Here is a 25474-nt window from a genome sequence, read left to right as displayed (position 1 = left end):
TTATGGAAAATATTTACGTCAAAGTAGATTTTTTTCATTATCGTGAAAGAAATTTACAAGCGGGAGCTAGGAGTTTCCCGTAGTCGGCGCAATCGGCGAGTTGGCGCGACAATAGGAAAACCGGGAAAAGTCGCCGGAAAACCCGTTCCCCACAAGGAAAAGTCATGTTGAAAGTTGCTTTGGGCCAGTTCGCCGTCAGCCGTGTCTGGGAAGAGAACGCCCAGGTCTGCGTCGACCTGATGGAGCGCGCCCAGGCGGGTGGCGCCGATCTGCTGGTGTTGCCCGAAGGCATCCTGGCCCGCGATATCACCGACCCGCAGATTGTGCTGAAGGCCGCGCAACCGCTGGACGGCCCCTTCATGACCCGTTTGCTGGAGGCCAGCCGGGGATCATCCTTGTCGACCATGATGTGCGTGCACATCCCGACGGGTGAAGGGCGGGTCTGGAATACGCTGGTCACGCTGCGCGACGGACAGATCGTGTCGCAGTACCGCAAACTGCACCTGTACGACGCCTTCAACATGAAGGAATCCACCAATGTCACGCCCGGCACCGATATCCCGCCCCTGTTGGAAATCGCGGGCCTGCGCGTGGGTTTGATGACTTGCTACGACGTGCGTTTCCCCGAATTGGCACGCCGTCTGGCGCTGGACGGCGCGGATTTGCTGGTGCTGCCGGCCGCTTGGGTACGTGGCCCGCTGAAGGAAATGCACTGGGAGGTCCTGGTCACGGCGCGCGCGCTGGAAAACACGTGCTACGTGGCGGCTGCGGGCGAATGCGGCGAACGTAACATCGGTTGCAGCATGGTGGTGGATCCGTTGGGCGTCGTGATGGCGCGTGCGGGCGAGGCCCCGGCGCTGGTGTTCGCGGACATTGACCCCGAACGTCTGGCGCATGCCCGCAAGGTGTTGCCGGTTCTGGCCAACCGCCGCTTCGTGCCTCCGGAATTGTCGTAAGCGCCTGGCCCGCCGCGGGGGGCGGGGAAGGGCTGGCGGTCATGGTGTAATGCTGACTTGAACTTCTTGCTGTCTTCCCCCATCTGCTGCCAATGAGCAACGATCTCTTCGCGGCCGATCCTGCGCATCGGCCCTATGTGCCCCTGGCCGAGCGCCTGCGCCCGCGCACCTTGTCCGACGTGGTGGGGCAATCGCACCTGCTGGGTCCGGACAAGCCCCTGCGCGTCGCTTTTGAGTCCGGCCGTCCGCATTCCATGATCTTCTGGGGGCCGCCAGGCGTGGGCAAGACCACGCTGGCTCGCTTGATGGCCGACGGCTTCGACGCCCAGTTCATCGCCATTTCGGCCGTGCTGGGCGGTGTCAAGGACATTCGCGAAGCGGTCACGGTGGCGCAAGTGGCTCAAGGTCAGGGCCGCCGCACGATTCTCTTCGTTGACGAAGTGCATCGCTTCAACAAGGCACAGCAGGATGCCTTCCTGCCCTATGTGGAAAGCGGGCTGTTCACGTTTATCGGCGCCACCACCGAGAACCCGTCGTTCGAGGTCAACTCGGCCTTGCTGTCGCGGGCGCGGGTGTACGTGTTGCAATCGCTGTCGCCTGAGGAACTGCAACAGCTGGTCGATCGAGCGGTCGAATCGCTGAACGATGGACTGGAAGACGGCGAAACCATCCGCGTGGAGGCCGATGCGCGCGAGCAGCTTGCCGCCTGGGCTGATGGCGATGCGCGCCGCCTGATCAGCGCGGTGGAAGTCGTTGCCGAATCCGCGCAGTCAGCGGGGCGCGACACGGTTGACGCGGCTTGGCTTGAAATCTCGCTGTCGCAGAACTTGCGGCGCTTTGACAAGGGCGGCGACGCCTTCTACGACCAGATCAGCGCACTGCACAAGTCGGTGCGAGGATCCAATCCGGATGCCGCGCTGTACTGGTTCTGCCGCATGATCGATGGGGGAGCGGATCCCAAATACCTGTCGCGCCGGCTGGTGCGCATGGCCATCGAGGATATCGGCCTGGCCGATCCGCGCGCGACCGACCTGGCCGTGAATGGCGCCGACATCTACGAACGTCTGGGTTCGCCGGAAGGCGAATTGGCGCTGGCACAAGCGGTGGTCTACATGGCCTGCGCGGCCAAATCGAACGCTGTCTACAACGCCTACAATCAAGCACGCCAGTTTGCGACGGAGCACGGCAGCGCGCCGGTGCCCATCCACCTGCGCAACGCGCCCACCAAATTGATGAAGCAATTGGGCCACGGCAAGGCCTATCGCTACGCCCATGACGAGCCGCACGGCTATGCCGCGGGCGAGCAATATTTTCCGGATGGACTCAAGCCTTCCTTCTATCGGCCGACTGATCGCGGCCTGGAGGCTAAAATCCAGCAAAAGTTGGCATTTCTGCGCGAGCTGGATGCGCAGGAACGCGCCAAAAAACCGTAACGGGCCGCGCCCGTTGCTTTTCGCAACCTCACCGACATCAACATGCTAGACCCGATACTGCTGCGTAAAGACCTGCAAACCGTCGTAGACCGCCTCAAGAGCCGTGGCGTGTCTTTCGACACGGAACGGTTCAATGATCTGGAGTCTCGCCGCAAGGCCGTCCAGACCGAAACCGAGTCCCTGCAAGCCCGCCGCAATGCGCTGGCCAAGCAGATCGGTCAACTCAAGGCGAAAGGTGAAGACGCCAGCGCCGTCATGGCGGAATCGCAGGCCGTGCCGGTGCGTCTGAAGCAGCTGGAAGATGAGCTGGCGGCATTGCAGCAGCCGCTTAACGAGCTGCTCATGTCCGTGCCGAATCTGCCGCACGCCAGCGTGCCGCTGGGCGAATCCGCCGACGACAACGTTGAAGTCCGCCGCTGGTTGCCGGGCGCCGCTGGCGCTGACGGCAACCCGCCCGCCCTGGCATTCGACGCGCGCGATCACGTGGCCATCGGTGAACCGCTGGGCCTGGATTTCGACATGGCCGCCAAGCTGTCGGGCGCGCGCTTCTCGTTCATGCGTGGCCCGATTGCCCGCTTGCACCGCGCGCTGTCCCAGTTCATGCTGGATCTGCAAACGGGTACGCATGGCTATACCGAGTGCTACACGCCCTACATCGTCAACGCCTCGACCCTGTACGGAACGGGCCAGTTGCCGAAGTTCAAGGACGACATGTTTGCCGTGTCCAAGGGCGGCGGCGACGACGATCCGAAAGTGGACGCCAACGGCAACCCGTACGTGCGGGAAGACCAATACCTGATCTCCACGTCGGAAATCACGCTGACGAGCGTGGCGCGCGACACCATCCAGGCTGCCGCTGACCTGCCGCTCAAGCTCACCGCCCATACGCCTTGCTTCCGTTCCGAAGCCGGCAGCGGCGGCCGCGACACCCGTGGCATGATCCGCCAGCACCAGTTCGATAAGGTTGAAATGGTGCAGATCACGCAGCCGGACCAGTCTTACGAAGCATTGGAAGGCATGGTCGGCCATGCCGAGCGCGTGCTGCAATTGCTGAATCTGCCTTATCGCGTGATGCTGCTGTGCACGGGCGACATGGGCTTTGGTTCGGCCAAAACCTATGACCTGGAAGTGTGGCTGCCTGCGCAAAATACCTGGCGCGAAATTTCGTCGGTCTCCAATTGCGAGACTTTCCAGGCTCGCCGCATGCAAGCGCGTTTCCGCAATGCCCAAGGCAAACCGGAATTCGTCCATACCTTGAACGGTTCTGGCCTGGCGGTCGGCCGTGCATTGGTGGCCGTGTTGGAAAACCACCAGCAGGCCGACGGCAGCGTATTGATTCCCGAGGCCTTGCTGCCTTATATGGGCGGCCTGACGGTGCTGAAGCCCTGATGCTTGTTATGCCTATCCACCATGAGGTGGATAAAAAGACGGAGCCTTCGGGCTCCGTTTTTTTTTATCATGACGACATATTCCTGTCGCTTTCGCTCATTATGCTGGCAACGTGAGTGCTTGATTTTGATGTGAGCAATTGTGTATTTGAATAAAAGGGCCGGATAGTTGCGGCACAATACACCCGCGTTCTACACGCTTCATTCACTTATATAACAAGGAGTTGTCCATGACTTCAAGAATGATTGGAGATTTTCGTGTGAGATGCTCTGTCGTTCGTGAAGACGAACAGGGCTACCGCGTGCAGATATGGACCCGCCGAGTGGGCGGTACCGCACCGGAAAAATGCTGGACGGTGCCGGGACAGGCGCCGTTCTCAGAGTTGCACGATGCCGAACAAGAAAGCCGTCAATTGTTCCAAGAAATCAATGGTGTGCGTTTTAACGGTGAACCGGAGTTTGCTCATGCGTCCGCATAATGGATGGTGGAGGGCCTCAAGTGCCCCCCGTAGATGGATTGATTTAGTTCAAGAATCGCCGCAGGAAGCCAATAAGGCTCTGCCGCTATTGCAAAAGCCCGCCGTCATGGCTGGCAAGCCTGTGCAGGCCCCCGCGGTCTGATACTGATCCAACGGGACACCGGACAATGTCCCGACGGAAAAAAGGCCACTCAATCGAGTGGCCTTTGTTTTTAACGACGCCAGTCGCCGTGACCGCGTCCGTGTCCACGGTTATAGCCGTGACCCGGGCCGTAGTAGCGCGGGGGCGGGCCGCCGCGCCAGTAGGGGCCGCCATGGTAATAAACCGGGGCGGGGTAAACCACCGGGGGCGCCACATAAACGGGAGCCGGGCGGTAATAGACGGGCGGCGGCGGGGCCACGTAGACCGGTGCGGGGGCGACATAGACCGGCGCCGGGTAGACCACGCCGGGAATGCCGATGGAAATACCCACATCCACACGAGCCAATGCGACGCTGGAGATCAGCAGACCTGCGGCACCGACACCTGCGATAAGCCATTTTTTCATGTTGCACCTGCCTGCTGCATGACACAGCAAAGTTGAGTATTCGACGCCCCTATTTTCGGGCTTTTCCGCCAGCCATTCGTAAGCAGCACACGCTCAATAGCGACAATCCGCAACCGCTATATCGTCCGGCAGCCCGGTTGTGCTGCACTGCGGCGTGGTGCATCCGCTCTGGTAAACCCGCACTTGAAATCGATTGAAATCAGGTGGAATGAGATGAAGTTCATTGTGGGCGTTACACGCCGTCACCATCCACGCAGGTCGTGACGCCTGCATGCGGCGGGTCGCCGCCCTTATTCCGCCTGTTGGCGGCGGAACTCCACGACCCACACCCAGGGATTCGCGGCCCAGGCATGCGAACCGTAGCGTTCGCACCACGTCAGTGCGAATGCGGTTTGCAGGGGCACGCCCGGCAGCAGAGCCGATGTTTCATATAAGGCTTGCGTGCCCTCGGCGCGGGCATCGGCTTCAGTCAGGCTTTGCAGGCGCTGTATGCGCACGCCAACGACAACCGCCGTGGCAAACGGTTGGCCGGCTTCATCCGTCAGCGTGATGCTTTCGCCGGATTTGCCATAGGGGCATCTGACCCAGGTGGACGTTTTGCGCAATTCGGAAGGATTATCACGATCAGGGCCCATGGCGACCCATCTGCCGGAGTCCGCCGCATCCGCATACCAAGCCGTAGTGGGTTTGGTCGGCTGTGGCTTCACAATGCGGCGGCTCTGCACTTTGGAGCCGTTCAAGACGGCTTGTTTAAGCGGTTCGCTGAATTGAAGTGACTGCCTTTTCATGCGTTCGCTGTTCTCCGCTCGAGATTAACGTTCAGGCGTTTCCGCCGCCGCGTTGAAATCGATATGTGACAGGTGCACCAGCTATTTTTGTCTAGGTGCGGGCAGTATGACCTGTCGTGTTCATGATGTCAGGCATGGTTTGTATTAGTGTTGTCTTTTTGTACCGGCGTCGTTATTTGTATACTCAGAGCATGAATACAGACCTGCATGACCTCAAGCCCGGTTACTACTGGTACACCATGGCCAATGATCCGCTGGCCGTCATCCACATCCATGAGGACGGCGGCGCTTCGCTGATGGGTACGGACTATCGCATCGGCGCTGAAGGCGTCGCCGACATGATTCGGCAAGGCGAGCGCTTCTTCTGGATCGAACCACCGCAAGTTTGATGCCTGATGGATTCTTGTGGCCGGCCCTTGGGGTCGGCCGCTTGCGCTTGTCCGGGAATACACCATGATCGATCTGCTATTGAAAAACGTCCGCGTGTCGGCCACCGATGCCACGGACGTGCTGGTGCGCGCTGGCCGCATCGCAAAAATCGGCCCCCAGATCCAGGCGCCGGCGGATACCCCGGTGGAAGACGGCGGCGGCGCCTTGCTGTTGCCCGGCCTGGTGGAAGGGCACACTCACCTGGATAAGACCACCTGGGAATCGCCTTGGTACGTGAACCAGGTCGGGTCCGCGCTGACGGATCGCATCGACAACGAGCGTGCCTGGCGTGCCAGCACCGGGCACGACGCGGCAAGCCATGCCCGCGCACTGGCGTTGGCATTTCTGCGAGAAGGCACGACGCGCATCCGTAGCCATGTCGACGTTGATACCGACGCGGGCCTGCGGCATCTGGACGGCGTGCATGCCACCCGCGAAGCACTGGCTGACCGCATTGAGATTCAAACGGTGGCGTTTCCGCAATCAGGGCTGCTGATCCGCCCGGGCACGGCCGAATTGCTGGACCACGCGCTGGCCCAAGGCGCAGATGTGCTGGGCGGGCTTGACCCCTCCGCCATTGACCGTGATCCCGTGAAGTCCCTGGATGTGTTGTTCGCGCTGGCCGATAAGCATGGCAAGCCGGTGGACATCCATCTGCACGAACCCGGCGAGTTGGGGGCGTTCACGCTGGACCTGATCCTGGACCGCGTTGCCGCGCTGGGCATGCAAGGCAAGGTGGTCATCAGCCACGCATTCTGCCTGGGCGGGGTCGACGCCAAGCGGCTGGATGGTTTGCTGCGGCGCCTGGCCGCGCTGGACGTGGCCGTGCTGACCACCGCGCCGCCCTCGCGGCCCGTGCCGGCCGTGCGCGCTTGCCGCGAGGCCGGTGTCACGATCTTCGGCGGCAACGATGGCATCCGCGACACCTGGACGCCATATGGCAGCCCAGACATGCTGGCGCGCGCCATGATGATCGGCCTGCGCAACGACCTGCGGCGCGATGACGAGGTTGAATGGGCGTTTGATTGCGTGACCGGCGCCGCGGCCCGTGCCTGCGGATTCGCGGACTACGGACTGACGCCAGGGGCACGCGCCGATCTGGTCTTGGTGGATGCCAGCTGCGTGGCCGAAGCCGTGGTGTCCCGCAAGCCGCGCCGCCTGGTCGTCTCCGGCGGTGCGATCGTGGCGCGCAACGGGCAGGACGCGATCGCCTAAGTCTGGGACAGGCCGAGCTGCGATTCGGTCAGTTCCACGAAGGCCCGCATCAGTTCCGATCGGACGCCAGCGCGTAGCCAGATTGCGCCGACCGTGCGCACCGGGCAGGGCGCTGGCAGCGGCCAGCGCCTGACTTCCGCCAGTGGCGTGCCGGTGGTGGCCCAGTCTGGCAACAGCGCCACCCCCAATCCTTCAGACACCAGCTTGGCGATGGAATCGATTCCATCGAGCTCAAAACGCACCTGGGGCCGCAGATTGCGCGCCCGCAGATAATCATCCGCCATCTTGCCGCCCACGACGCTGCGGTCATAGCAGATATAGGGTTCGCGCGCGAGCACCGCCAGCGCGTCGCGCACTTTCATGTCGGCCGGGGTGACCAGCACCAGGGGTTCGTGGCGCAAGTCGCGCCAGACACAGGTCTTGGGGATTGAAAACAGCGGATGCACCAGCAGCGCGCCGTCCAGTTCGCCAGACAGCACCTTGCTGTACAGCAGGGTGGTGGGCGCGGGTTCGATATAGATTTCGATGTGCGGATGGCGCGCGACCCAAGTGCGCAATACCGGGGGCATGATGCCGGTGAGCGCGGTCGGCGTGGCACCCAGCCGCAAGGGGCCGGCGGGCAGGTCGGTGTCGCTGGCGGCCGAACGCAAATCCCGAACGTCGCGCAAGATGTGGCGGGCACGTTCAAGGATGCGCAGGCCGGCGGGCGTGGGTTTGACGGTGCGTCCAGAACGGGCGATCAGTGCGCTGCCTACGTCCCCTTCCAGCGCGCGCAACCGCTGCTGCACGGTCGCGGGCGTTAGCCCCTGGTGCCGGGCGGCCTGGGCGATGGAACCCAGTTCCACCACATGCACATAGGTTTGGAGAAAGCGGGAGTCCACGGCGGCACGCCTTTCGGGAAGATGGAATATCCATATTCTAAAGATGGGTGACGATAATTGTTGTTTTCTTTGGTCAAGGGAAGAATACGTCCAGAGCATTCAGCCGGCGCAAGACGCGCTGGCACCGCCTGTCGGAATTTCCCCTTATCAAGGAGCCTGCCGTGCCCATTATTGAATCCATCGACGTATGCGCCGCCGCGGTGCCGTTGGACAAAGTCACTTCGTTCTCGAACCGCACCGTTTCCACGCGGCACTACGGCCTGGTCAAGGTGCGCTCCACCGACGGCGTGGAAGGCATCGGCTTCTGCTACATCGGCAGCGCGGGCGGGGCCATCTTTGAAGCCGCCGTGCAAAGCCTGCTGGGCCCGGTCCTGTTGGGCAAGGATTCGCATGCCGTGGAAGGCCTGTGGCAAACCATGTATCAAGAGGCGCTGCTGCAAGGCCGCCAGGGCACCGTGATGCGCGCCTTGAGCGCGTTGGATATCGCACTGTGGGACTTGAATTCCAAGACGGCCGGCCTGCCGCTGCACAAGTTCCTGGGGGCGGTTGAACTGGAAACCGTGCCCGCCTACGCCAGCGGCGGTTATTACCTGGATGGCAAGACGCCGCAGCATCTGGGCGAAGAAATGGCCAGCTATGTGGAGAAGGGCTTCCGCGCCGTCAAGATGAAGACCGGCCGCCTGTCGCCGCGCGAGGAAGAGGCGCGCTTGAAGGCCGCGCGCGAGGCTGTTGGCCCGGACGTCGAACTGATGATGGACTGCAACAACGCCTGGCAGGACGTGACTCAGGCCATGCAGTACATTCGCCGCTTCGAGCAATACGAACCCTATTTCATCGAAGAACCCTTTGGCCCGGACGATATCGACAGCCATGCCAAGCTGGCACGCCTGACACATCTGCCGATCGCCACCGCTGAAATCGGCTACGGCCGCTGGTATCACAAGGAATTGCTGGACAAGGGCGCGGCCGGCATCTTGCAGACGGATGCGGCCGTGTGCGGCGGCATCACCGAATGGAAGCGCATCGCCGCCACCGCCGCCAGCTATGGCGTGGTCGTCTGCCCGCACTGGTTCCACGACGTGCATGCGCCGCTGGTCGCGGCCACGCCGAACGCGCGATACGTGGAGTTCTTCTGGGATGATCAGGTGCTGAATTTCCGCAAGCTGGTCGATCGTCAACTGACCCACAAGCAAGGGCGCGTGGTGTTGCATCAGGAGCCGGGACTGGGCTTCGGGTTTGAAGAAAGCATGGTCCAACGCTACGGAAAATGGACCCGCGTTAGTCGTTAAGCAGGCAGTGCTTCCCTAAAAACAGTCGCCGGCCTACGGGACCGGCGCGAGGAGACAAGAATGCAACGCAGGCAATTCATGACCGGCGCCGCGGCGCTCGGGGTTGGGCTCGTCTTGCCGGCCTCCGCGCTGGCGCAAGACCTGCCGTCGGGCCCCGTGAAGATCGTGGTGGGCTTTCCCGCCGGCGGGGGCACCGACGTGCTGGCGCGCTTGCTGGGACAGAAGTTGGGCGTGATGTGGAATATCCCCGTCATCGTGGAGAACCGCGCGGGCGCCGCCGGCATCATTGCCGCCGAGCAGGTCGCCCGCCAACCCAACGACGGCAACACCTTGTTGATGGCGCACGTGAACAGCCACGGCATCGCCCCTGGCCTGCAACCCAAACTGGCCTACTCGGTGGACCGCGATTTTTCGCCCATCGCGCTGGTCGGCAAGACGCCCACCATCCTGATCGGCGGCGCCTCGCAACCCGCCAAGACCCTGCCTGACCTGGTCAAGCTTTGCCAGGCGCAGCCGGGCAAGATCGTGTTCGGTTCGGCGGGCGCGGGGTCCGCACAGCATCTGGCGTTGGAGATCTTCAAGGCCCGCGCGGGCATCGATGTGCTGCACGTGCCGTACAAAGGTTCCGCGCCGTTGATGAACGACCTGATGGGCGGCCACGTGCAGTATTGCTTCGAGGGCATGACGACCGCGACGCCGTTGCTTCAATCGGGCAAGGTCATTGCGCTGGCGCAGACGCTACAGCGGCGTTCCAAAAGTCAGCCAAATGTGCCGACGGTGGCCGAACAGGGTTATCCAGGTTTCGAGGCCAGCATCTGGTTCGGCATGGTGGGGCCGGGCAAGATGCCCGATGCGCTGGTCCAGCGCATGAACCGCGATATCGACCGCGTGCTGGCCATGGCGGACGTGCAGGAAAAACTGGCGCAGGTGGGGGCGGAGGACGGCGGCGGCAGCGTGCAGCGCTTTGCCGATTTCATGACGCAGGAGCAGCAGAAATACGCCAAGACAATCAAAGACGCGAAGATTGTCGTCGAAAGCTGACGCGGTGTCGCGCCCGCGACGCGCGTCTGCAAAGGCTGCGGCGCTAGCGCGAGTCCGGATCGACCCAGCCCGCCGTTGCTGAAATCGAGCGGGCTTTCTCCCTGAGCAGCCGGGCGGTCCCGGATTCCAGGTCATCGTCGATGGCGCCCACCGGCCCCATCAAGGTGATGGCCGCCGTCATTTCGCCCAGCATGTCGAAGATGGGCGCCGATAGCGACGTGAAGTGCGGCAGCAAGGCGTGGCGGCATCGGCTCAGGTGGTGCTTCTGCACTTCGTCGCGGATCGCCTGCACGTCTTTCATCGTGTAGGAATTGCCCGGTGCGCCGCCATGGCTTTCGGGTACCGACGAGGCCAATTCCTGCTCCAGCAGGTCGCGGGTCAGGGCGTCGGGCAGATGGGCCAGGAAATTGCGGCCCAGCGCGGACGACAACAGCGGCATCACGCTGCCGACGCGCAATTCCAGCAATGGGCGGCTGCGGCTGCCTTCCACGCGATAGACGATCGTGGGCCCCTTATTGCCCCAGACACCCAGGAACACGGTGTGCCCGGTAATCGCGGCCACTTCGGCCATGATGGGCCGGGCCGTGGTGAACACGTCGAATTGCTCCAGGGCCGCCAGGCCCAGCCGCAAGGCGTAAGGCCCCAGTCCGTAGTGGCCGGTGTCCGCATGTTGCTGCACCACGCCCACCTTTTGGAAGCTGACCAGGTAGTAGTGCACGTTCGGCACGGTCAGCTCGCAGGCGTCGGCAATTTCCTTCAGCGGCATGGGGCGGCCGGTCTTGCGGATCACGTCCAGTATCCGGAACCCCACTTCGATGGACTGGATGCCCCTGCGCGCAGCGGTCGGCGTCTGTTCCGCGTTCTTTTCAACCTTGCCGGCGGGCCTTGCCATCACTGTCTCCACGGTGTGTTTGGCGGCAGTGTAGCAGCGGGTCGATCGCCTTCTTTCCCGGCTGGGGACGGGTCCGCCGGGTTTCCCCTAGCTGTTTCCCGTCCTGCTGTGCGTTTGATAATAGTTAATGCATACAGCGGTATCAATCTAAAAAAGATCGGGGAATGCAAGCATGGAAGCGAATGTTGCAATGCAGCGGATTGGCGCCGGGGCGGCGCTCAGCAGAAAAGAGGAACGCCAGGTGGTGGTGGCCTCGACCTTGGGCACCTTGTTCGAGTGGTACGACTTTTTCATCTACGGGACCTTGGCCGTCTTCATGAGCCAGGTGCTGTTCCCGCAGGACAATCCCACCGTGGCGCTGCTGGCCGCATTGGGTGCGTTGGCCGTGGGTTTCATCATCCGTCCGCTGGGCGCCGTGATGTTCGGCTACCTGGGCGACAAGCTGGGCCGCAAGTACACGTTCCTGATCACGGTGGTGATGATGGGCGGGGCGACGGTGCTGATCGGCTGCCTGCCCACCTATGAATCGGCGGGCCACCTGTCGTGGATACTGCTGCTGACGCTGCGCGTCATCCAGGGCCTAGCCGTGGGCGGCGAATACGGCGGCGCGGTGATCTATGTGGCCGAACATTGCGAGCCCAAGCGTCGCGGCCTCTTGACCGGGTGGATTCAGATCACCTCGTCGGCGGGCCTGATCCTGTCGTTGATCGTCATTCTGTGCACGCAGGCGGCGATGAGCGCCGAGGACTTCCGCCAGTGGGGCTGGCGGCTGCCGTTCATCCTGTCGATCGTGATGCTGGCGATTTCGATCTATGTGCGCGCCAAGCTGCATGAATCGCCTGTCTTCACGCGGATGAAGCAGCAGAACCGCCTGTCCAAGAATCCCGTCAAGGAGACGTTTGGCCAATGGTCCAGCCTGCGGCTGGTGCTGCTGGCACTGATTGGCGTCACGGCTGGCCAGGGCGCGACCTACTTCACGGGCCAGTTCTACGTGATGATTTTCCTGCAACAGGCCGTGCAGATCGACCAGACTAGCGTCTACACGCTGATCCTCATCGGCTTCATCATCGGAGCGCCGACTTTCGTGCTGTTCGGCTGGCTGTCGGATCGCATCGGCCGCAAGTGGATCATGATGGTGGGCCTTTTCGTCGCGGCCCTTGGCTACCATTCCATGTTTGAAGTGCTGCTCAAGGCGGGCAACCCGGCGCTGGCGCAAGCCATGCAAAGCACGCCGGTGCGCGTCCATGCCGACACCAGCGGTGGCGCCTGCGATTTCGGGCTGCAAGCCGCCATGATCGGCAGCCATGCCGACCACAAGAAGGTATGCGTGCAGGCCAAGAAATTCCTGGTCGGCAAGGGCATCAACTTTGAGTATGCCGCGCCGCTGCCGGGACAGGAAATCGCCATGAGCGTGGGCGGCGTCACCGTCAACGGCTTTGACCGTGCGGGCTACGCCAGCGCCTTGACGGCGGCCGGTTACCCGGATCGCGCCGACCCCGCGCGCGTCGATCGGGCCACCATCATCCTGATCCTGGTGTTGATGACGGCGGTTGTCGCGATGGTCTATGGCCCGGTCGCGTCCTATCTGGTTGAGCTGTTCCCGGCGCGTATCCGCTACACCGCGCTATCCTTCCCGTATCACATCGGTGCCGGCATCTTCGGCGGCATCGTGCCGTTTACCGCCACCTATCTGGCGCAGGCCAGTGGCAATATCTTCGGCGGTTTGATGTATCCGGTGGTCGTCATGGTGGTGGTGGGCATCATCGGCAGTCTGTTCCTGCCGAACCCGCGACCCCAGGCCATCGACGAAGACCCCATCCACTAAAAAAGCGAGGAGAGACATGTCCGTGCAATCGAGTTTCAAGGCTGCCGTCATCCAGGCGGCGTCCATCCCGACCGACAGTCTGGCGTGCGCCCAGAAGGCAGCCTCCCTGATCCGCCAGGCAGCGGAGCAGGGCGCCCGGGTGCTGGTGTTCCCCGAAGCTTTCCTGGGCGGATACCCCAAGGGCAATTCATTTGGGGCGCCGATCGGCATGCGCAAACCCGAGGGCCGCGACGCCTTCGCCAGCTATCACCAGCAAGCCATCCGGCTGGACGGCGAAGAGGTCGCACTGGTGGCCCAGGCCGCGGCCGACACCGACAGCTTTGTCGTGATGGGCTGCATCGAAGCCGATGGCGGCACGCTGTACTGCACCGTGCTGTACTTCAACGGCCTGGAAGGGCTTGCCGGCAAGCACCGCAAGCTGATGCCGACGGCTGGCGAACGCTTGATCTGGGGATTTGGCGATGGCTCGACGATGCCGGTCTTCGACACGCCCTACGGCAAGATCGGCGCCGTCATCTGCTGGGAAAACTACATGCCCATGTTGCGCATGTATATGTACAGCCAAGGCGTGGCGCTCTATTGCGCGCCCACCGCGGATGATCGCGACAGCTGGATTCCCAGCATGCGCCACATCGCGCTGGAAGGCCGCTGCTACGTGCTGACTGCCTGCCAGCATCTGCGCCGCGACGCCTACCCGGAAGATTTTGAATGCGCGTTGGGTGACAGCCCCGACACCGTGCTGATGCGTGGCGGCAGCGCCATCATCGACCCGTTGGGCGAAGTGCTGGCTGGCCCGGATTTCTCTGACGAAACGATCTTGTACGCCGACATCAATCCCAACCAGATCCTGCGCGGCAAGTACGACTTCGACGTGTCCGGCCACTATGCGCGGCCGGATGTCTTCCAGCTGCACGTCGACACCCGCGAAAAGCGCGCCGTGTCCGCCATCAACACCACTGGGCAACAGGAGCCCTGAGCCATGCATTTTGATTTCAGCGCCTTGCCGGCGCAGACGGTCTACAACCTGCTGACGTCGACCGTCACACCGCGCCCGATCGCGTGGGTCACCACGATATCGGGCGAGGGCATCGTGAATGCGGCGCCGTTCAGTTTCTTCAATGTCATGGGCCATCAGCCGCCGACGGTCGCCATCGGGCTGATGCGCCGCGCCAACGGTGAATTCAAGGATACGGGCGCCAACATCATCGAGAACGGCGAGTTCGTCGTGAACCTGGTGCCGGAATCTTTGATGCAGCAGATGAACCAGACGTGCGCGGACTATGCGCCGGGCGTGGATGAACTGGCCAAGGCCGGCCTGACCGCGAAGCCGGCCGTCCATGTGCGCCCGCCGCTCATCGAAGGCAGCCCGGTTTCGCTGGAATGCGTCAGCCAGGCAACCGTCGTGACCGGCCCGCGCCAGATCGTGGTGATCGGCCGGGTCCTGGGGGCTTACGTCGATGACGCCTATGTGCAGGACGCTGCGCGCGGCTACATGGACACGCCTTCCATGGGGTTGATCGCGCGCATGCATGGGGGCGGCTGGTATGCTCGCAGCTCGGACCTGTTCCAGTTGGCCCGGCCGACGGCGCCGGCCTGAAGAAGAATACGTCCACCTTCCAGGGTTTCGTCGCAAGGAGGCTCGCGCCCCGATGGTACGTACTGCAAGAATCGTTCTTCTCGCCTTGTTTGGCGCCGCATTGGCATCGGTCGCGCTGCCGGGCCATGCGGCCGACGTGGCCGGGTCCAAGGACCATCCGCTGGTGGGGCGTTTCTCAGGCGCGGAAATCCATACCTACCAGCAACTGGATTACGACGAGACGGCGATGCCGGACCAGGCCATCCCCAAAGAGTCCGAGGCCAAGACCTTGGTGCTGGAAGGCAAGATCACCCGTATCGGCTACCGCATCGACGGCAACAAGTCCGCGCTTGAGGTCTTCCGCAATTACCAGGACACCGTGCGTGCGGGCGGCTTCAAGACCGTGTTCGAGTGCAAGGGCGACGAGCAGTGCGGGGGCGATTTCCAGTCCTTCGTCCTCAACGGCGACAAAGTCCGCCCGTCCGGCGAGGGCGATGCCGCCTTTGGCGGCAAGTACTACGTCGTGCTGGCGAAAAAGGAAGCGCCCTCGGGCGACGTCTTTGCGTTCCTGGATGTGATGCAGGACGAGTCCAACAAGCGCACGCTCGTGTTCCTACAGGTCGTCGAGGTCAAGGCCATGCAGACGGGCCAGGTCAGCCTGCCCGACGCAACGGCAATGCAAAAGGCCCTGACCGAGTCCGGGAAGGTCGCCGTCTATGGCGTGTATTTCGACACCGACAGGGCCGACGTCAAGGCGGAATCCAAGGCCGCGCTGGACGAAATGGGCAAGCTTCTGCAGGCCAATCCTACGCTCAAGGTCTACGTCGTCGGCCATACCGACAACCAGGGCAGTCTGGCCCGCAATATGGACTTGTCGCAAAAGCGTGCGGATGCTGTGGTCAAGGCACTGACGGAATCCTACCGGATTCCCGCCATCCGGCTGTCCGCCAGGGGCGTGGCGTCGCTGGCGCCGGTGGCGTCCAACGACGCCGAAGAGGGCCGCGCCAAGAATCGGCGGGTGGAGTTGGTCAAGGAATAAGGCGGCGCCCGGGTTGGAATCCCTGAACGAAAAAAGGCCAACCCAGAAGGGTTGGCCTTGGCATACTTGGCGGAGAGGGTGGGATTCGAACCCACGGTACGGGGATACCGTACGCCTGATTTCGAGTCAGGTACATTCGACCACTCTGCCACCTCTCCGTGGCTGGATTCCGTAACGGTGAAATTCCTGTTCCAGTGAAAGAACGGGTTTCTCACTGCAAGATCCCTGGTCGGAAGGATCTTCGTTGTCGGAGCAGCGAAGCCCGCAATTCTACAGGATTTTTTTTGTTTGTGTAAAGGGGGTGTTGAAAAGATCCCTACAGCGGGTTTCAACCGGCTTCCGGCGCCGGCCATCTTTGGCCAGAATTCCTTCATCTCCGTCTTCCTGTCCGCACTCACCAGGCAGCATCCCCCATGGATCTGATCCTTATCCTCTTGCTGGCCGCCGTTCTGTGCGTGCCCATCACCCAGCGGTTGGGGTTGGGTGCCATCCCCGGTTATCTGATCGCGGGTGTGCTGATCGGGCCGTCCTGCCTGAAGCTGGTGACCAATGTGGACACGATGATCAACGTGTCGCAGTGGGGCGTGGTGATGATGCTGTTCATCATCGGGCTGGAACTGTCGCCCAAGCGGCTATGGGCCATGCGCAGCGAGGTCTTCGTGCTGGGCTCCTTGCAAATGCTCGCTTGCGGGCTGCTGTTGGGGCTGGTGTTCGGCGCCGCGCTGCGGCACATGGCGGGCATGGAGTGGCAGGCGGCGGTGCTCTGCGGGCTGTCGTTGGCGTTGTCCTCGACGGCAGTGGCGCTGCGCTTGCTGGACGAACGGGTGTTGACGCGCACGCCGCTGGGCCGGTCGGCGCTCGGGGTGCTGCTGTTCCAGGACATGGCGGCGATTCCCATGCTGGTGGCGGCAGGGTTGTTGGGCTCCGACGGCTCGTCGGCGCCATCCTTCAAGGAAGCGCTGGTGGCCGTGGCCGTCGTGGCGGTGGCGTACCGACTGCGGCTATTGGGCTGGGCCGCCAAGGCGCAACTGAACGAGTTATTCACCGCGGCGGCGTTGCTGATGGTGGTGGGCGCCGCGCAATTGTTTGACTATGCGGGCCTGTCGGCAGGCTTGGGCGGCTTCCTGGTGGGGGTGCTGATGGCGGAATCCCGCTATCGCCACGACCTGGAAAAGGCGATCGAGCCCTTCAAGGGGCTGCTGCTGGGCCTGTTCTTCCTGGCCATCGGCATGTCGATCAATCTGGCGGTCGTGGCGGTTCACTGGAAACTCATCATCGCCGGCGTGACCGCCTTGTTGGTGATCAAGGCACTGGTTCTATATGGGTTCGCGCGGTTTCTGGGATTGCCGCGCTACCACCGTCTGCTTTTTGCCGCCGTGCTGGCACAAGGCGGGGAGTTCAGCTTTGCCATCTTCAACGAAGCCTGGGACAACCATCTGGTGAATCTTGAGCAGCGAGACGTGCTGTCGGTGGTGGTGGCGGTGTCGATGGGGGTGGTGCCCCTGCTGATCAAACTGTTGGAGCGCGTGCCGGAGAACCGGGGCGGCATGGCGGATCTACCGACGGCCGAGCCTGCCCAGGTTGACGTGCAGCCCTCCTCGGAGGTTCAGGACAAGCCCCCCGCAACTTGACCCCGCGCGTCGTGGGGTCATGGCATGATTGCCGTCATGCCGGGCAGCTACACTTGAACCCCGTTTTTGCGTCCCCGTACTACGCGCCCGCCCACAGGAGAATGCGCATGCTCAAAGGAAAAGTCGCCCTTGTCACCGGTTCCACCAGCGGCATCGGTCTGGGTATTGCCACGGCCTTCGCCCAGCAAGGCGCCGATATCGTCCTGAACGGATTTGGCGATGCCGCCGACATCGAAAAGGTGCGCGCGGGCCTTGCGGACAAACATGGCGTGAAGGTGATCTACGACGGCGCCGATCTCTCAAAGGGCGATGCGGTGCGTGGGCTGATCGAGAACACCGTGCGCCAGTTGGGCCGCATCGATATCCTGGTCAACAACGCCGGCATCCAGCACACCGCGCTGATCGAAGACTTCCCCGCTGAAAAGTGGGATGCGATTCTGGCGCTGAACCTGTCGGCGGTTTTCCATGGCACCGCCGCCGCCTTGCCGCACATGAAGAAACAGGGCTTTGGCCGCATCATCAACATTGCGTCCGCGCACGGCCTGGTGGCGTCGGCCAACAAATCGGCCTATGTGGCCGCCAAGCATGGCGTGGTGGGTTTCACCAAGGTCACGGCGCTGGAAACCGCTGGCCAGGGCATCACCGCCAACTCCATCTGCCCGGGCTGGGTTCGTACCCCGCTGGTTGAAAAGCAGATCACGGCATTGGCGGAAAAGAATGGTGTCGACCAGGAAACCGCTGCACGCGAGCTGCTCAGCGAAAAGCAACCGTCGCTGCAATTCGTGACGCCGGAACAATTGGGCGGCACCGCCGTGTTCCTGGCGTCGGATGCCGCCGCGCAAATCACTGGAACGTCCGTCTCCGTCGATGGCGGCTGGACGGCGCGTTAATAAAGGAATCTTCGAATGTTGTTTTTGCTTTCCCCCGCCAAGAAGCTGGACTACGACTCGCCATTGCACATCGAGACGCATACCCAGCCGCTGTTCGTGGATCAGGCCGCCGGCCTGATCAAAGTGTTGAAGACCAAGTCCGCGGACGATATTTCCCAGTTGATGAGCCTGAGCCCGGCCCTGTCCGAGCTGAACGTGCAGCGCTACGCCCACTGGAAGCGCAGCTTCACGCAGGCCAATTCGCGCCAGGCGGTGCTGGCCTTCAATGGCGACGTCTACGAAGGGCTGGATGCATCCTCCTTGTCTGCCAAGCAGCTGGAATGGGCCCAAGAGCACGTGGCCATTCTGAGTGGCCTGTACGGCGTGCTGCGCCCGCTGGACCTGATGCAGCCGTACCGCCTGGAAATGGGCACGCGGCTGGAGACGTCCAAGGGCAAGAACCTGTACGAGTACTGGGGTTCGACCATTGCGGCTTATCTGAACGAGCGCCAGGAAGGCAAGAAGGCGCCGGTGATCGTCAACCTGGCGTCCGAAGAGTATTTCAAGTCAGTCGACTTGAAGACGCTGAAGGCGCGGGTGGTGCAGTGCGTGTTCCAGGACTGGAAGAACGGCGCCTGGAAGATCATCAGCTTCCACGCCAAGCGTGCGCGCGGCCTGATGGCCCGCTACGCCATCCAGCACAAGGTCACCAAGCCCGAGGGGCTACAGGGTTTTGACCTGGAAGGCTATGCGTATGACGCATCGGCTTCGTCGGAAGACAAGCTGGTGTTTCGCCGCAAGGTCTGATGCCGGGCGATTTGGTGGGGGGGGCGGAAATTCGGAGTCCGGCTCTGGAATCCGGAATCCGGAATCCGGAATCGGGAATAGGGCTCTGAAATCGGGAATGGGGCTCGGAATTGTAGGATGGGTGTAGCGCGAGAGAATGTTGGCAAAAGCATCGCCATCCATCGCGCGCAACCCATCAAGCGGCGGTTGCGTTGTGGCCGAACCCGCTAAGGATTCACCGCTGCTTGATGGGTTGCGCGCGCTGGATAGTTGAGTTCTTGCTTAAGAACTCTCGCGCTACACCCATCCTACAATTCCGATCCCGATCCCGATCCCAATCCCAATCCCAATCCCCCGCGTCCATTCCTCTCCCCACCACAGCCCCCCCTCAAGACGCTACCGCCGCTACTGGCGGGGCATGTGTCGGGTCCGCTAGCGCCTGTAGTTCCTGCCGGATCATGTGGGATGCCTTCAGCATCTGTTTGACCGGGTAGGCTAGCGCCGCCTGTTCGCCCTCGGTATCGAACTGCGTGGGCAGGTTCGTGGCGATTTGGGGGCGGCGTTCGTCCAGCAAGTCCACCATGCCGTTCATGGCCACCTGCACCGCTTCGGGGGTCTTGGGCAGGGCGGCAAGAATGGGGATGGCCGCGGTGATCTGTGACGCCAGCACGTGGTTCTGGATCAGCAGGTTGTTCAGTTCCGGCACGCTGACTTGATGCGATTTCGGTTCGCTCATCATCCGATAGAAGGCTTCGGCGAAGTTGCTGAACGAGATGTGCACGTTCTTGCGGGCCAGACGCCACGCCAGGTCGGCGTCCATCACGGCGGGTGTTTCGGCGGCGGCGTCGCCCGTCGGTGCGCCATGCGCCTGCATGGCGTCGGCGTAGCGCAGGCCGGCCAGCAGGTATTCACGGTTGGCGCGGGTGGCCGCGGCGGCCAGGGGCTTCAGGTAGCGTGCCTCCCACCATGGCAGGATGTAGCTGCATATCAGCGCCAGCGCGCAGCCCAGCAGTGTGTCGATGGCGCGTTCGCCGATCACGGACATGGACACCGTGCCCGGCGACACGAAGTGAAAGACCAGCACCACGAAGAGCGTGTTGAAAATGGCGCTGGCCATGTAGTTCAACTGCACCAGGCTGTTGCCCATGATGCAGGCGCCCATCAGCACGGCGAACAGGATCTCGGGCCGGTCGGTCACGTTGAACAGCAGCAGCGCGCAGATGCAGCCGATCAGCGTGCCCATCAGGCGCCAGCCGTTGCGTTGTCGGGTCAGCGCGAAACCGGGCTTCATGATGATGACGATGGTCAGCATGATCCAGTAGTTGTGCGCCGAGAACTCCGGCGATAGCCAGCGGCTGGCCAGCGTCATGGCGATGGCGGCCGCCGCCGTCACGCGCAGTGCGTAGCGGAAGTGGGGCGAATCCAGTCGCAGGTTGCTGGTCAGCAGGCCAAAGCGGAATTCCTGGCGCGAGATGAAGCGCGTCAGCGACTTGTTGATGCGCAACACATCGGTGGGCTTGGCGTCGGGCGACGCCGCGGTGTGGTCCGCCAGCCGGTCGACGATGCGGGCGGAATTGCGCAGGCGGCGCAGCACCTGGATGATCAGCGCCAGCATTTCAGGTTCGCGTTCGCCCAGGCCCTGTTGCTTCAACTGTTCGATTTCATATTCGATGGCGCGCAATTCAGCCTTCGCGCTGCTGCGGTACTGCACCTGGCGTCCCCGCGATACGTCCAGCGCAATGCGGTTCAGTTCCAGCGACATCTTCACCAGCGCATCCCGCATGAACATCAGGCAGTCGTTGCCGGCCAGGGTGCGGCGCAGCGCGGCGTAATCGGTATGCGTGGCCACCAGGGTGTCCAGCAGTTGCAGCATGTCGACGAACATGTTCCAGATCATCACGCGCTGGCGGTCGCCGAAACCCTTGCCGCGGGGCAGGGCGCGCAGCACCATGTCGCGGGCCGCCTGGTGCTTTTCCGTCATGACGGACTGGCGCTGGATCAGCGTGCGATAGGCTTCGTCCAGGTCGGCGGTCTCGTCGTAGAAGGCCGCGCGGGCGGCCACGTAGTCACCCGTGGCGAACAGCGCCACCGACATGGCCTGCTGTTCCTCGCGCAGCCAGAACAGCCGGGAGAATCCCAGGCTGAACACCACGTAGAACAATGCGCCGCCCAGGGTGGCTGCCGCATGGGCAAGGACTTCGTGCGGTTCCAGCGGCGAATGCATGGTCAAGGTCATCAGCAGCAGGCCGGCAAAGCCGATCAGTCCGCCGCGCTTGCCGAAGACCGTGAACATCGAATAGACAAAACACTGTGCAATGACCACCAGCCAGATCAGCACCGGGTGCGTGGATGCCAGGCCCGTGATGATGACGGTCAGCGTGCCCAGCGCAGCCCCGCCCAGCATTTCATTGGTGCGGTGGCGTTGGGGGCCGCCAGGTTGGTCAATGATGGCCAGGCACTGCGCGCCGAAGGTCGCGACCAGCCCCGTGGTGTAGTTGCCGAACAGGCCGCCAAGCACCAGCACGGGCAATAGCATGCCAACCCCCTGGCGCACTCCTCCGAAAAAGTAGTGGCTGTAGAGGAAGCGGCGAATGCTGGCGATGCGCAAATCCATGGGGCGGGAGCCGGTTCAGGGTGATGGAACAAGTATAGAGAGGTGGCTGAATTTTTTGGGGTCAGATAGTTACCGGACTTTCCCTGCGTCGCCCGTGCAACGGTCCAGAAACATCGATTTGCGCCCTTTGACGCAACGCGGTAAATTCCATCTCTTGCGTCGGTCTGCCTATCCGAAACCGGCGCGTTGAGGCGGATGGTCAGGGTCACCTCCCAGCCATCCTGCCGCAGAGATACCTGCTGTTGGCCGCGCCACAAGCGTGTGTTGCCAAAGCTTCCATTTCGACCTCCAGCGTCCCCAAGGGGCGTTTGCACTGCGTTCTGTCGAGCGTGTGCCGGGTCGGCAGGGTGTCCGGGTGGCGTGGCTCCGTGAGCCGCAAAGCGCCGGATCATGTTGTCGTAGCCGGTATGGGTTCCGTTGCCGCCGTATCCGGGCGAGCAGCAGTCAGGGTTGCAGGGCCGGTACTGAAAGGAAATACAACATGGAAATGAATGGCGCCGATATCGTCGTGCGCTGCCTGGCCGATGAGGGCGTGGAACACGTTTTCGGCTATCCCGGCGGCGCAGTGCTTTACATCTACGACGCGATCTTCAAGCAAGACAAATTTCAGCATATCCTGGTTCGTCACGAGCAAGCTGCCGTGCACGCCGCCGATGCCTATTCGCGCTCGTCGCAAAAGGTTGGCGTCTGCCTCGTGACCAGCGGCCCGGGCGTGACCAATGCCGTCACTGGCATTGCCACCGCCTATATGGACTCCATCCCGATGGTCATCATCAGCGGGCAGGTGCCCACTGCGGCCATTGGCGAAGACGCCTTCCAGGAATGCGACACCGTCGGCATCACGCGCCCCTGCGTCAAGCACAACTTCCTTGTGCGTGACGTCAAGGACCTGGCCGAAACCATGCGCCGCGCGTTCTACATCGCGCGCACGGGCCGTCCGGGCCCGGTGCTGGTGGATATCCCCAAGGACATCACCGTCGCGCAGTGCAAGTACACGCCGCCCAAGGGCGAGATCTCGATGCGTTCCTACGCGCCCGTCAACAAGGGCCACCAGGGACAAATCAAGAAAGCCGTGCAGATGCTGCTGGCCGCCGAGCGGCCGATGATCTACACGGGTGGCGGTGTCATCCTGTCGAACGCCGCGCCCGAGCTGAACAAGCTCGTGTCGCAGCTGGGCGCGCCCTGCACCAGCACCCTGATGGGGCTGGGCGGCTATCCGGCCAGCAGCGGCCAGTTCGTGGGCATGCCCGGCATGCACGGCACCTACGAAGCCAATATGGCGATGCAGCATTGTGACGTGCTGCTGGCCATTGGCGCCCGCTTCGATGACCGCGTGATCGGCAACCCCAAGCACTTCGCGCAGAACGCCCGCAAGATCATCCATATCGATATCGATCCGTCGTCGATCTCCAAGCGCGTGCGCGTGGACGTCCCGATCGTCGGCAACGTCAAGGATGTGCTGGCCGATCTCAGTGCGCAGTACGAGGCCGCTTCGGCCGAGCACAAGCCCGCCTCCATCACCAAGTGGTGGGAGCAGGTCGAGACCTGGCGCGGCAAGGAATGCCTGAAGTTCGCCAACTCGGACGAAGTCATCAAGCCGCAGTACGTGGTGGAAAAGCTCTGGGAAGTGACGGGCGGCGACGCCTTCGTCACGTCCGACGTGGGCCAGCACCAGATGTGGGCGGCCCAGTACTACAAGTTCGACAAGCCGCGTCGCTGGATCAACTCCGGCGGCCTGGGCACCATGGGTGTGGGGCTGCCGTACGCGATGGGCGTGCAGATGGCCAACCCTGGGCACGACGTCGCCGTCATCACCGGCGAAGCGTCGATCCAGATGAACATCCAGGAACTGTCGACCTGCCATCAATACCGCCTGACGCCCAAGATCGTCTGCCTGAACAACCGTTTCCTGGGCATGGTCCGGCAATGGCAGCAGATTGACTACGGTTCGCGCTATTCCGAGTCCTACATGGATTCGCTGCCCGACTTCGTCAAGGTGGCCGAGGCCTATGGCCACGTGGGTCTGCGCATCGAGCGTCCGGCGGATGTCGAACCCGCGCTGCGCGAAGCGTTTGGCAAGCACAAGGAACGCCTGGTCTTCCTGGACTTCATCACCGACCGCACGGAAAACGTGTGGCCGATGGTCAAGGCCGGCCGCGGGCTGACCGAAATGCTGCTTGGCTCTGAAGACCTGTAAGGAGGCCACCATGAAGCACGTGATTTCCGTCCTCCTCGAAAACGAACCCGGCGCGCTGTCGCGCGTGGTGGGGCTGTTTTCCGCGCGGGGCTACAACATCGAAACCCTGACCGTGGCGCCCACCGAGGACTCCACGCTGTCGCGCATGACCATCGTGACGACGGGTTCCGACGAGGTCATCGAACAGATCACCAAGCACCTGAACCGCTTGGTGGACGTCGTTAAAGTGGTGGACCTGACCGAAGGCGCCCACATCGAGCGCGAGCTGATGCTCGTGAAGGTGCGCGCCGTGGGCAAGGAACGCGAAGAAATGAAGCGCATGGCGGACATCTTCCGCGGCCGCATCATCGACGTGACCGACAAGTCCTACACCATCGAATTGACCGGGGTGCAGGAAAAAGTACAGGCCTTCCTGGAGGCCCTGGACCGCAGTGCCATCCTTGAAACCGTGCGCACCGGCGTGTCCGGCATCGGACGCGGTGAACGGATTTTGAAGATTTGACCGGCCTTCCAGGCCAAGCCGCACCCTACATCTGAATTAATCGAATATCCAAAATACTGGAATCTGGAGCACAACCATGAAAGTTTTCTACGACAAAGACTGCGATCTGTCCCTCATCAAAGGCAAGACTGTTGCCATCATCGGCTACGGTTCGCAAGGTCACGCGCACGCGCTGAACCTGCATGAGTCGGGCGTGAAGGTCGTGGTCGGCCTGCGCAAGGGCGGCGCCTCGTGGAACAAGGCCGCCAACGCCGGCCTGGAAGTCAAGGAAGTGGCTGATGCCGTCAAGTCCGCCGACATCGTCATGATGTTGCTGCCCGACGAGAACATCGCTTCCGTCTACAACAACGAAGTGCACGGCAACATCAAGGCGGGCGCCGCCCTGGCTTTCGCCCACGGCTTCAACGTCCACTACGGCCAGGTCGTGCCGCGTGAAGACATCGACGTCATCATGATCGCTCCGAAGGCCCCTGGCCACACGGTGCGCAACACGTACAAGCAAGGTGGCGGCGTGCCCCACCTGGTGGCCGTGTACCAAGACAAGTCGGGCGCCGCGCGTGACGTGGCCCTGTCGTACGCCAGCGCCAACGGCGGCGGCCGTGCCGGCATCATCGAAACCAACTTCCGTGAAGAAACGGAAACCGACCTGTTCGGCGAACAAGCCGTGCTGTGCGGCGGTACCGTTGAGCTGATCAAGGCAGGTTTCGACACGCTGGTTGACGCCGGTTACGCGCCCGAAATGGCGTACTTCGAATGCCTGCACGAACTGAAGCTGATCGTCGACCTGATCTATGAAGGCGGCATCGCCAACATGAACTACTCGATCTCGAACAACGCTGAGTTCGGCGAGTACGAAACGGGCCCGAAGATCGTCACCGAAGAAACCCGCAAGGCCATGCGCCAGTGCCTGACGGACATCCAGACCGGCGAATACGCCAAGAAGTTCATCCTGGAAAACACCGCCGGCGCCCCGACCCTGACCTCGCGCCGCCGCATCAACGCGGAATCGCAGATCGAGCAAGTGGGCGGCAAGCTGCGCGCCATGATGCCCTGGATCGCCGCCAACAAGCTGGTGGACAAGTCCAAGAACTGATCG

Annotated in this window: 23 protein-coding genes and 1 tRNA gene; 18 read left to right on the top strand and 6 right to left on the bottom strand. The window is 62.5% G+C overall.

The window, feature by feature from the left end; all coding sequences use genetic code 11:
• Nucleotides 1–164 precede the first annotated feature (164 nt).
• From HV753_RS21600 to HV753_RS21585, 4 genes are all read left to right on the top strand, one after another.
• A complete protein-coding gene (locus HV753_RS21600; RefSeq protein ID WP_175176621.1) occupies nt 165–956 on the top strand; it encodes a deaminated glutathione amidase in 792 nt (263 codons plus the stop codon).
• Between the two features lie 92 nt (nt 957–1048).
• Nucleotides 1049–2389 carry a replication-associated recombination protein A gene (locus HV753_RS21595; RefSeq protein ID WP_175176620.1) on the top strand — a complete coding sequence of 447 codons (1341 nt, stop codon included), beginning with the start codon at nt 1049–1051 and terminating at the stop codon, nt 2387–2389.
• 42 nt (nt 2390–2431) lie between these two features.
• The gene (serS, locus tag HV753_RS21590; RefSeq protein WP_175176619.1) at nt 2432–3778 is read left to right on the top strand and encodes a serine--tRNA ligase; all 1347 of its coding nucleotides are present in this window, start codon (nt 2432–2434) and stop codon (nt 3776–3778) included.
• A gap of 229 nt (nt 3779–4007) precedes the next feature.
• A complete protein-coding gene (locus HV753_RS21585; protein WP_175176618.1) occupies nt 4008–4256 on the top strand; it encodes a hypothetical protein in 249 nt (82 codons plus the stop codon).
• 212 nt (nt 4257–4468) lie between these two features.
• Here HV753_RS21585 and HV753_RS21580 read toward each other — a convergent pair whose 3' ends face one another.
• The gene (locus HV753_RS21580) at nt 4469–4804 is read right to left on the bottom strand and encodes a virulence factor (RefSeq protein WP_175176617.1); all 336 of its coding nucleotides are present in this window, start codon (nt 4802–4804) and stop codon (nt 4469–4471) included.
• 290 nt (nt 4805–5094) lie between these two features.
• Complete coding sequence (locus HV753_RS21575) at nt 5095–5592, bottom strand: ASCH domain-containing protein (protein ID WP_175176616.1); 498 nt, start codon at nt 5590–5592, stop codon at nt 5095–5097.
• A gap of 191 nt (nt 5593–5783) precedes the next feature.
• Here HV753_RS21575 and HV753_RS21570 point away from each other — a divergent pair, with 191 nt between their 5' ends.
• Nucleotides 5784–5981 (top strand): hypothetical protein, encoded by a 198-nt coding sequence (locus HV753_RS21570; RefSeq protein ID WP_175176212.1) that lies wholly within the window; start codon nt 5784–5786, stop codon nt 5979–5981.
• Between the two features lie 64 nt (nt 5982–6045).
• Nucleotides 6046–7236, top strand: coding sequence for an amidohydrolase family protein (locus HV753_RS21565; RefSeq protein ID WP_175176615.1), 1191 nt, complete (start codon nt 6046–6048; stop codon nt 7234–7236).
• On the opposite strand, the gene HV753_RS21560 is transcribed toward HV753_RS21565, so the two are convergent.
• Complete coding sequence (locus HV753_RS21560; protein WP_175176614.1) at nt 7233–8117, bottom strand: LysR family transcriptional regulator; 885 nt, start codon at nt 8115–8117, stop codon at nt 7233–7235. The two genes, HV753_RS21565 and HV753_RS21560, sit on opposite strands and share 4 nt — an antisense overlap.
• 161 nt (nt 8118–8278) lie before the next feature.
• Here HV753_RS21560 and HV753_RS21555 point away from each other — a divergent pair, with 161 nt between their 5' ends.
• Nucleotides 8279–9406 carry a mandelate racemase/muconate lactonizing enzyme family protein gene (locus HV753_RS21555; protein WP_175176613.1) on the top strand — a complete coding sequence of 376 codons (1128 nt, stop codon included), beginning with the start codon at nt 8279–8281 and terminating at the stop codon, nt 9404–9406.
• A 60-nt stretch (nt 9407–9466) separates the two neighbouring features.
• On the top strand, nt 9467–10447 hold the full coding sequence (locus HV753_RS21550; RefSeq protein ID WP_175176612.1) for a Bug family tripartite tricarboxylate transporter substrate binding protein: 981 nt from the start codon (nt 9467–9469) through the stop codon (nt 10445–10447).
• Between the two features lie 43 nt (nt 10448–10490).
• Here HV753_RS21550 and HV753_RS21545 read toward each other — a convergent pair whose 3' ends face one another.
• Entirely contained in the window at nt 10491–11339 is an 849-nt protein-coding gene (locus tag HV753_RS21545; RefSeq protein ID WP_175176611.1) for an IclR family transcriptional regulator, read from the bottom strand.
• A gap of 172 nt (nt 11340–11511) precedes the next feature.
• Here HV753_RS21545 and HV753_RS21540 point away from each other — a divergent pair, with 172 nt between their 5' ends.
• From HV753_RS21540 to HV753_RS21525, 4 genes are read left to right on the top strand one after another with little or no spacing between them, the layout of a single operon-like run.
• Nucleotides 11512–13164, top strand: a complete 1653-nt coding sequence (locus HV753_RS21540; RefSeq protein ID WP_175176610.1) for an MFS transporter — start codon at nt 11512–11514, stop codon at nt 13162–13164.
• A 16-nt stretch (nt 13165–13180) separates the two neighbouring features.
• Nucleotides 13181–14140, top strand: coding sequence for a carbon-nitrogen hydrolase family protein (locus HV753_RS21535; protein ID WP_175176609.1), 960 nt, complete (start codon nt 13181–13183; stop codon nt 14138–14140).
• Nucleotides 14141–14143: 3 nt separating this feature from the next.
• Nucleotides 14144–14761 (top strand): flavin reductase family protein, encoded by a 618-nt coding sequence (locus HV753_RS21530; protein ID WP_175176608.1) that lies wholly within the window; start codon nt 14144–14146, stop codon nt 14759–14761.
• Between the two features lie 52 nt (nt 14762–14813).
• Entirely contained in the window at nt 14814–15779 is a 966-nt protein-coding gene (locus tag HV753_RS21525) for an OmpA family protein (RefSeq protein ID WP_175176607.1), read from the top strand.
• 67 nt (nt 15780–15846) lie between these two features.
• On the opposite strand, the gene HV753_RS21520 is transcribed toward HV753_RS21525, so the two are convergent.
• A tRNA-Ser gene (locus HV753_RS21520) sits at nt 15847–15937 on the bottom strand.
• Between the two features lie 255 nt (nt 15938–16192).
• Here HV753_RS21520 and HV753_RS21515 point away from each other — a divergent pair.
• The 3 genes from HV753_RS21515 (at nt 16193) to yaaA (ending at nt 19086) form a co-directional block, all read left to right on the top strand.
• On the top strand, nt 16193–17410 hold the full coding sequence (locus HV753_RS21515) for a cation:proton antiporter domain-containing protein (RefSeq protein ID WP_175176606.1): 1218 nt from the start codon (nt 16193–16195) through the stop codon (nt 17408–17410).
• Between the two features lie 107 nt (nt 17411–17517).
• Nucleotides 17518–18300 carry a 3-hydroxybutyrate dehydrogenase gene (locus HV753_RS21510; protein WP_175176605.1) on the top strand — a complete coding sequence of 261 codons (783 nt, stop codon included), beginning with the start codon at nt 17518–17520 and terminating at the stop codon, nt 18298–18300.
• Between the two features lie 15 nt (nt 18301–18315).
• Nucleotides 18316–19086 (top strand): peroxide stress protein YaaA, encoded by a 771-nt coding sequence (gene yaaA / locus HV753_RS21505; protein WP_175176604.1) that lies wholly within the window; start codon nt 18316–18318, stop codon nt 19084–19086.
• A 367-nt stretch (nt 19087–19453) separates the two neighbouring features.
• On the opposite strand, the gene HV753_RS21500 is transcribed toward yaaA, so the two are convergent.
• Nucleotides 19454–21679 carry an FUSC family protein gene (locus tag HV753_RS21500; protein ID WP_175176603.1) on the bottom strand — a complete coding sequence of 742 codons (2226 nt, stop codon included), beginning with the start codon at nt 21677–21679 and terminating at the stop codon, nt 19454–19456.
• A gap of 427 nt (nt 21680–22106) precedes the next feature.
• On the opposite strand from HV753_RS21500, the gene HV753_RS21495 reads away from it, so the two are divergent.
• The 3 genes from HV753_RS21495 (at nt 22107) to ilvC (ending at nt 25471) form a co-directional block, all read left to right on the top strand.
• On the top strand, nt 22107–23876 hold the full coding sequence (locus HV753_RS21495) for an acetolactate synthase 3 catalytic subunit (protein ID WP_281370984.1): 1770 nt from the start codon (nt 22107–22109) through the stop codon (nt 23874–23876).
• A 10-nt stretch (nt 23877–23886) separates the two neighbouring features.
• Complete coding sequence (gene ilvN, locus HV753_RS21490) at nt 23887–24378, top strand: acetolactate synthase small subunit (protein ID WP_006223608.1); 492 nt, start codon at nt 23887–23889, stop codon at nt 24376–24378.
• A 76-nt stretch (nt 24379–24454) separates the two neighbouring features.
• Nucleotides 24455–25471 carry a ketol-acid reductoisomerase gene (ilvC, locus tag HV753_RS21485; RefSeq protein WP_175176601.1) on the top strand — a complete coding sequence of 339 codons (1017 nt, stop codon included), beginning with the start codon at nt 24455–24457 and terminating at the stop codon, nt 25469–25471.
• The last annotated feature ends 3 nt before the right edge of the window (nt 25472–25474 follow it).

The sequence above is a fragment of the Achromobacter pestifer genome (assembly GCF_902859625.1).
Taxonomy (GTDB): Bacteria; Pseudomonadota; Gammaproteobacteria; order Burkholderiales; family Burkholderiaceae_B; genus Achromobacter; species Achromobacter pestifer.
This window is presented reverse-complemented; position numbering and strand designations above follow the sequence as displayed.

Coding starts and splice junctions, on each gene's coding strand:
- HV753_RS21500 (WP_175176603.1), bottom strand. CDS start 21,679: ATGGATTTGCGCATCGCCAGCATTCGCCGCTTCCTCTACAGCCACTAC.
- HV753_RS21550 (WP_175176612.1), top strand. CDS start 9,467: ATGCAACGCAGGCAATTCATGACCGGCGCCGCGGCGCTCGGGGTTGGG.
- HV753_RS21570 (WP_175176212.1), top strand. CDS start 5,784: ATGAATACAGACCTGCATGACCTCAAGCCCGGTTACTACTGGTACACC.
- HV753_RS21535 (WP_175176609.1), top strand. CDS start 13,181: ATGTCCGTGCAATCGAGTTTCAAGGCTGCCGTCATCCAGGCGGCGTCC.
- HV753_RS21580 (WP_175176617.1), bottom strand. CDS start 4,804: ATGAAAAAATGGCTTATCGCAGGTGTCGGTGCCGCAGGTCTGCTGATC.
- HV753_RS21595 (WP_175176620.1), top strand. CDS start 1,049: ATGAGCAACGATCTCTTCGCGGCCGATCCTGCGCATCGGCCCTATGTG.
- serS (WP_175176619.1), top strand. CDS start 2,432: ATGCTAGACCCGATACTGCTGCGTAAAGACCTGCAAACCGTCGTAGAC.
- HV753_RS21585 (WP_175176618.1), top strand. CDS start 4,008: ATGACTTCAAGAATGATTGGAGATTTTCGTGTGAGATGCTCTGTCGTT.
- yaaA (WP_175176604.1), top strand. CDS start 18,316: ATGTTGTTTTTGCTTTCCCCCGCCAAGAAGCTGGACTACGACTCGCCA.
- HV753_RS21510 (WP_175176605.1), top strand. CDS start 17,518: ATGCTCAAAGGAAAAGTCGCCCTTGTCACCGGTTCCACCAGCGGCATC.
- HV753_RS21515 (WP_175176606.1), top strand. CDS start 16,193: ATGGATCTGATCCTTATCCTCTTGCTGGCCGCCGTTCTGTGCGTGCCC.
- HV753_RS21530 (WP_175176608.1), top strand. CDS start 14,144: ATGCATTTTGATTTCAGCGCCTTGCCGGCGCAGACGGTCTACAACCTG.
- HV753_RS21540 (WP_175176610.1), top strand. CDS start 11,512: ATGGAAGCGAATGTTGCAATGCAGCGGATTGGCGCCGGGGCGGCGCTC.
- HV753_RS21600 (WP_175176621.1), top strand. CDS start 165: ATGTTGAAAGTTGCTTTGGGCCAGTTCGCCGTCAGCCGTGTCTGGGAA.
- HV753_RS21575 (WP_175176616.1), bottom strand. CDS start 5,592: ATGAAAAGGCAGTCACTTCAATTCAGCGAACCGCTTAAACAAGCCGTC.
- ilvC (WP_175176601.1), top strand. CDS start 24,455: ATGAAAGTTTTCTACGACAAAGACTGCGATCTGTCCCTCATCAAAGGC.
- ilvN (WP_006223608.1), top strand. CDS start 23,887: ATGAAGCACGTGATTTCCGTCCTCCTCGAAAACGAACCCGGCGCGCTG.
- HV753_RS21565 (WP_175176615.1), top strand. CDS start 6,046: ATGATCGATCTGCTATTGAAAAACGTCCGCGTGTCGGCCACCGATGCC.
- HV753_RS21525 (WP_175176607.1), top strand. CDS start 14,814: ATGGTACGTACTGCAAGAATCGTTCTTCTCGCCTTGTTTGGCGCCGCA.
- HV753_RS21545 (WP_175176611.1), bottom strand. CDS start 11,339: ATGGCAAGGCCCGCCGGCAAGGTTGAAAAGAACGCGGAACAGACGCCG.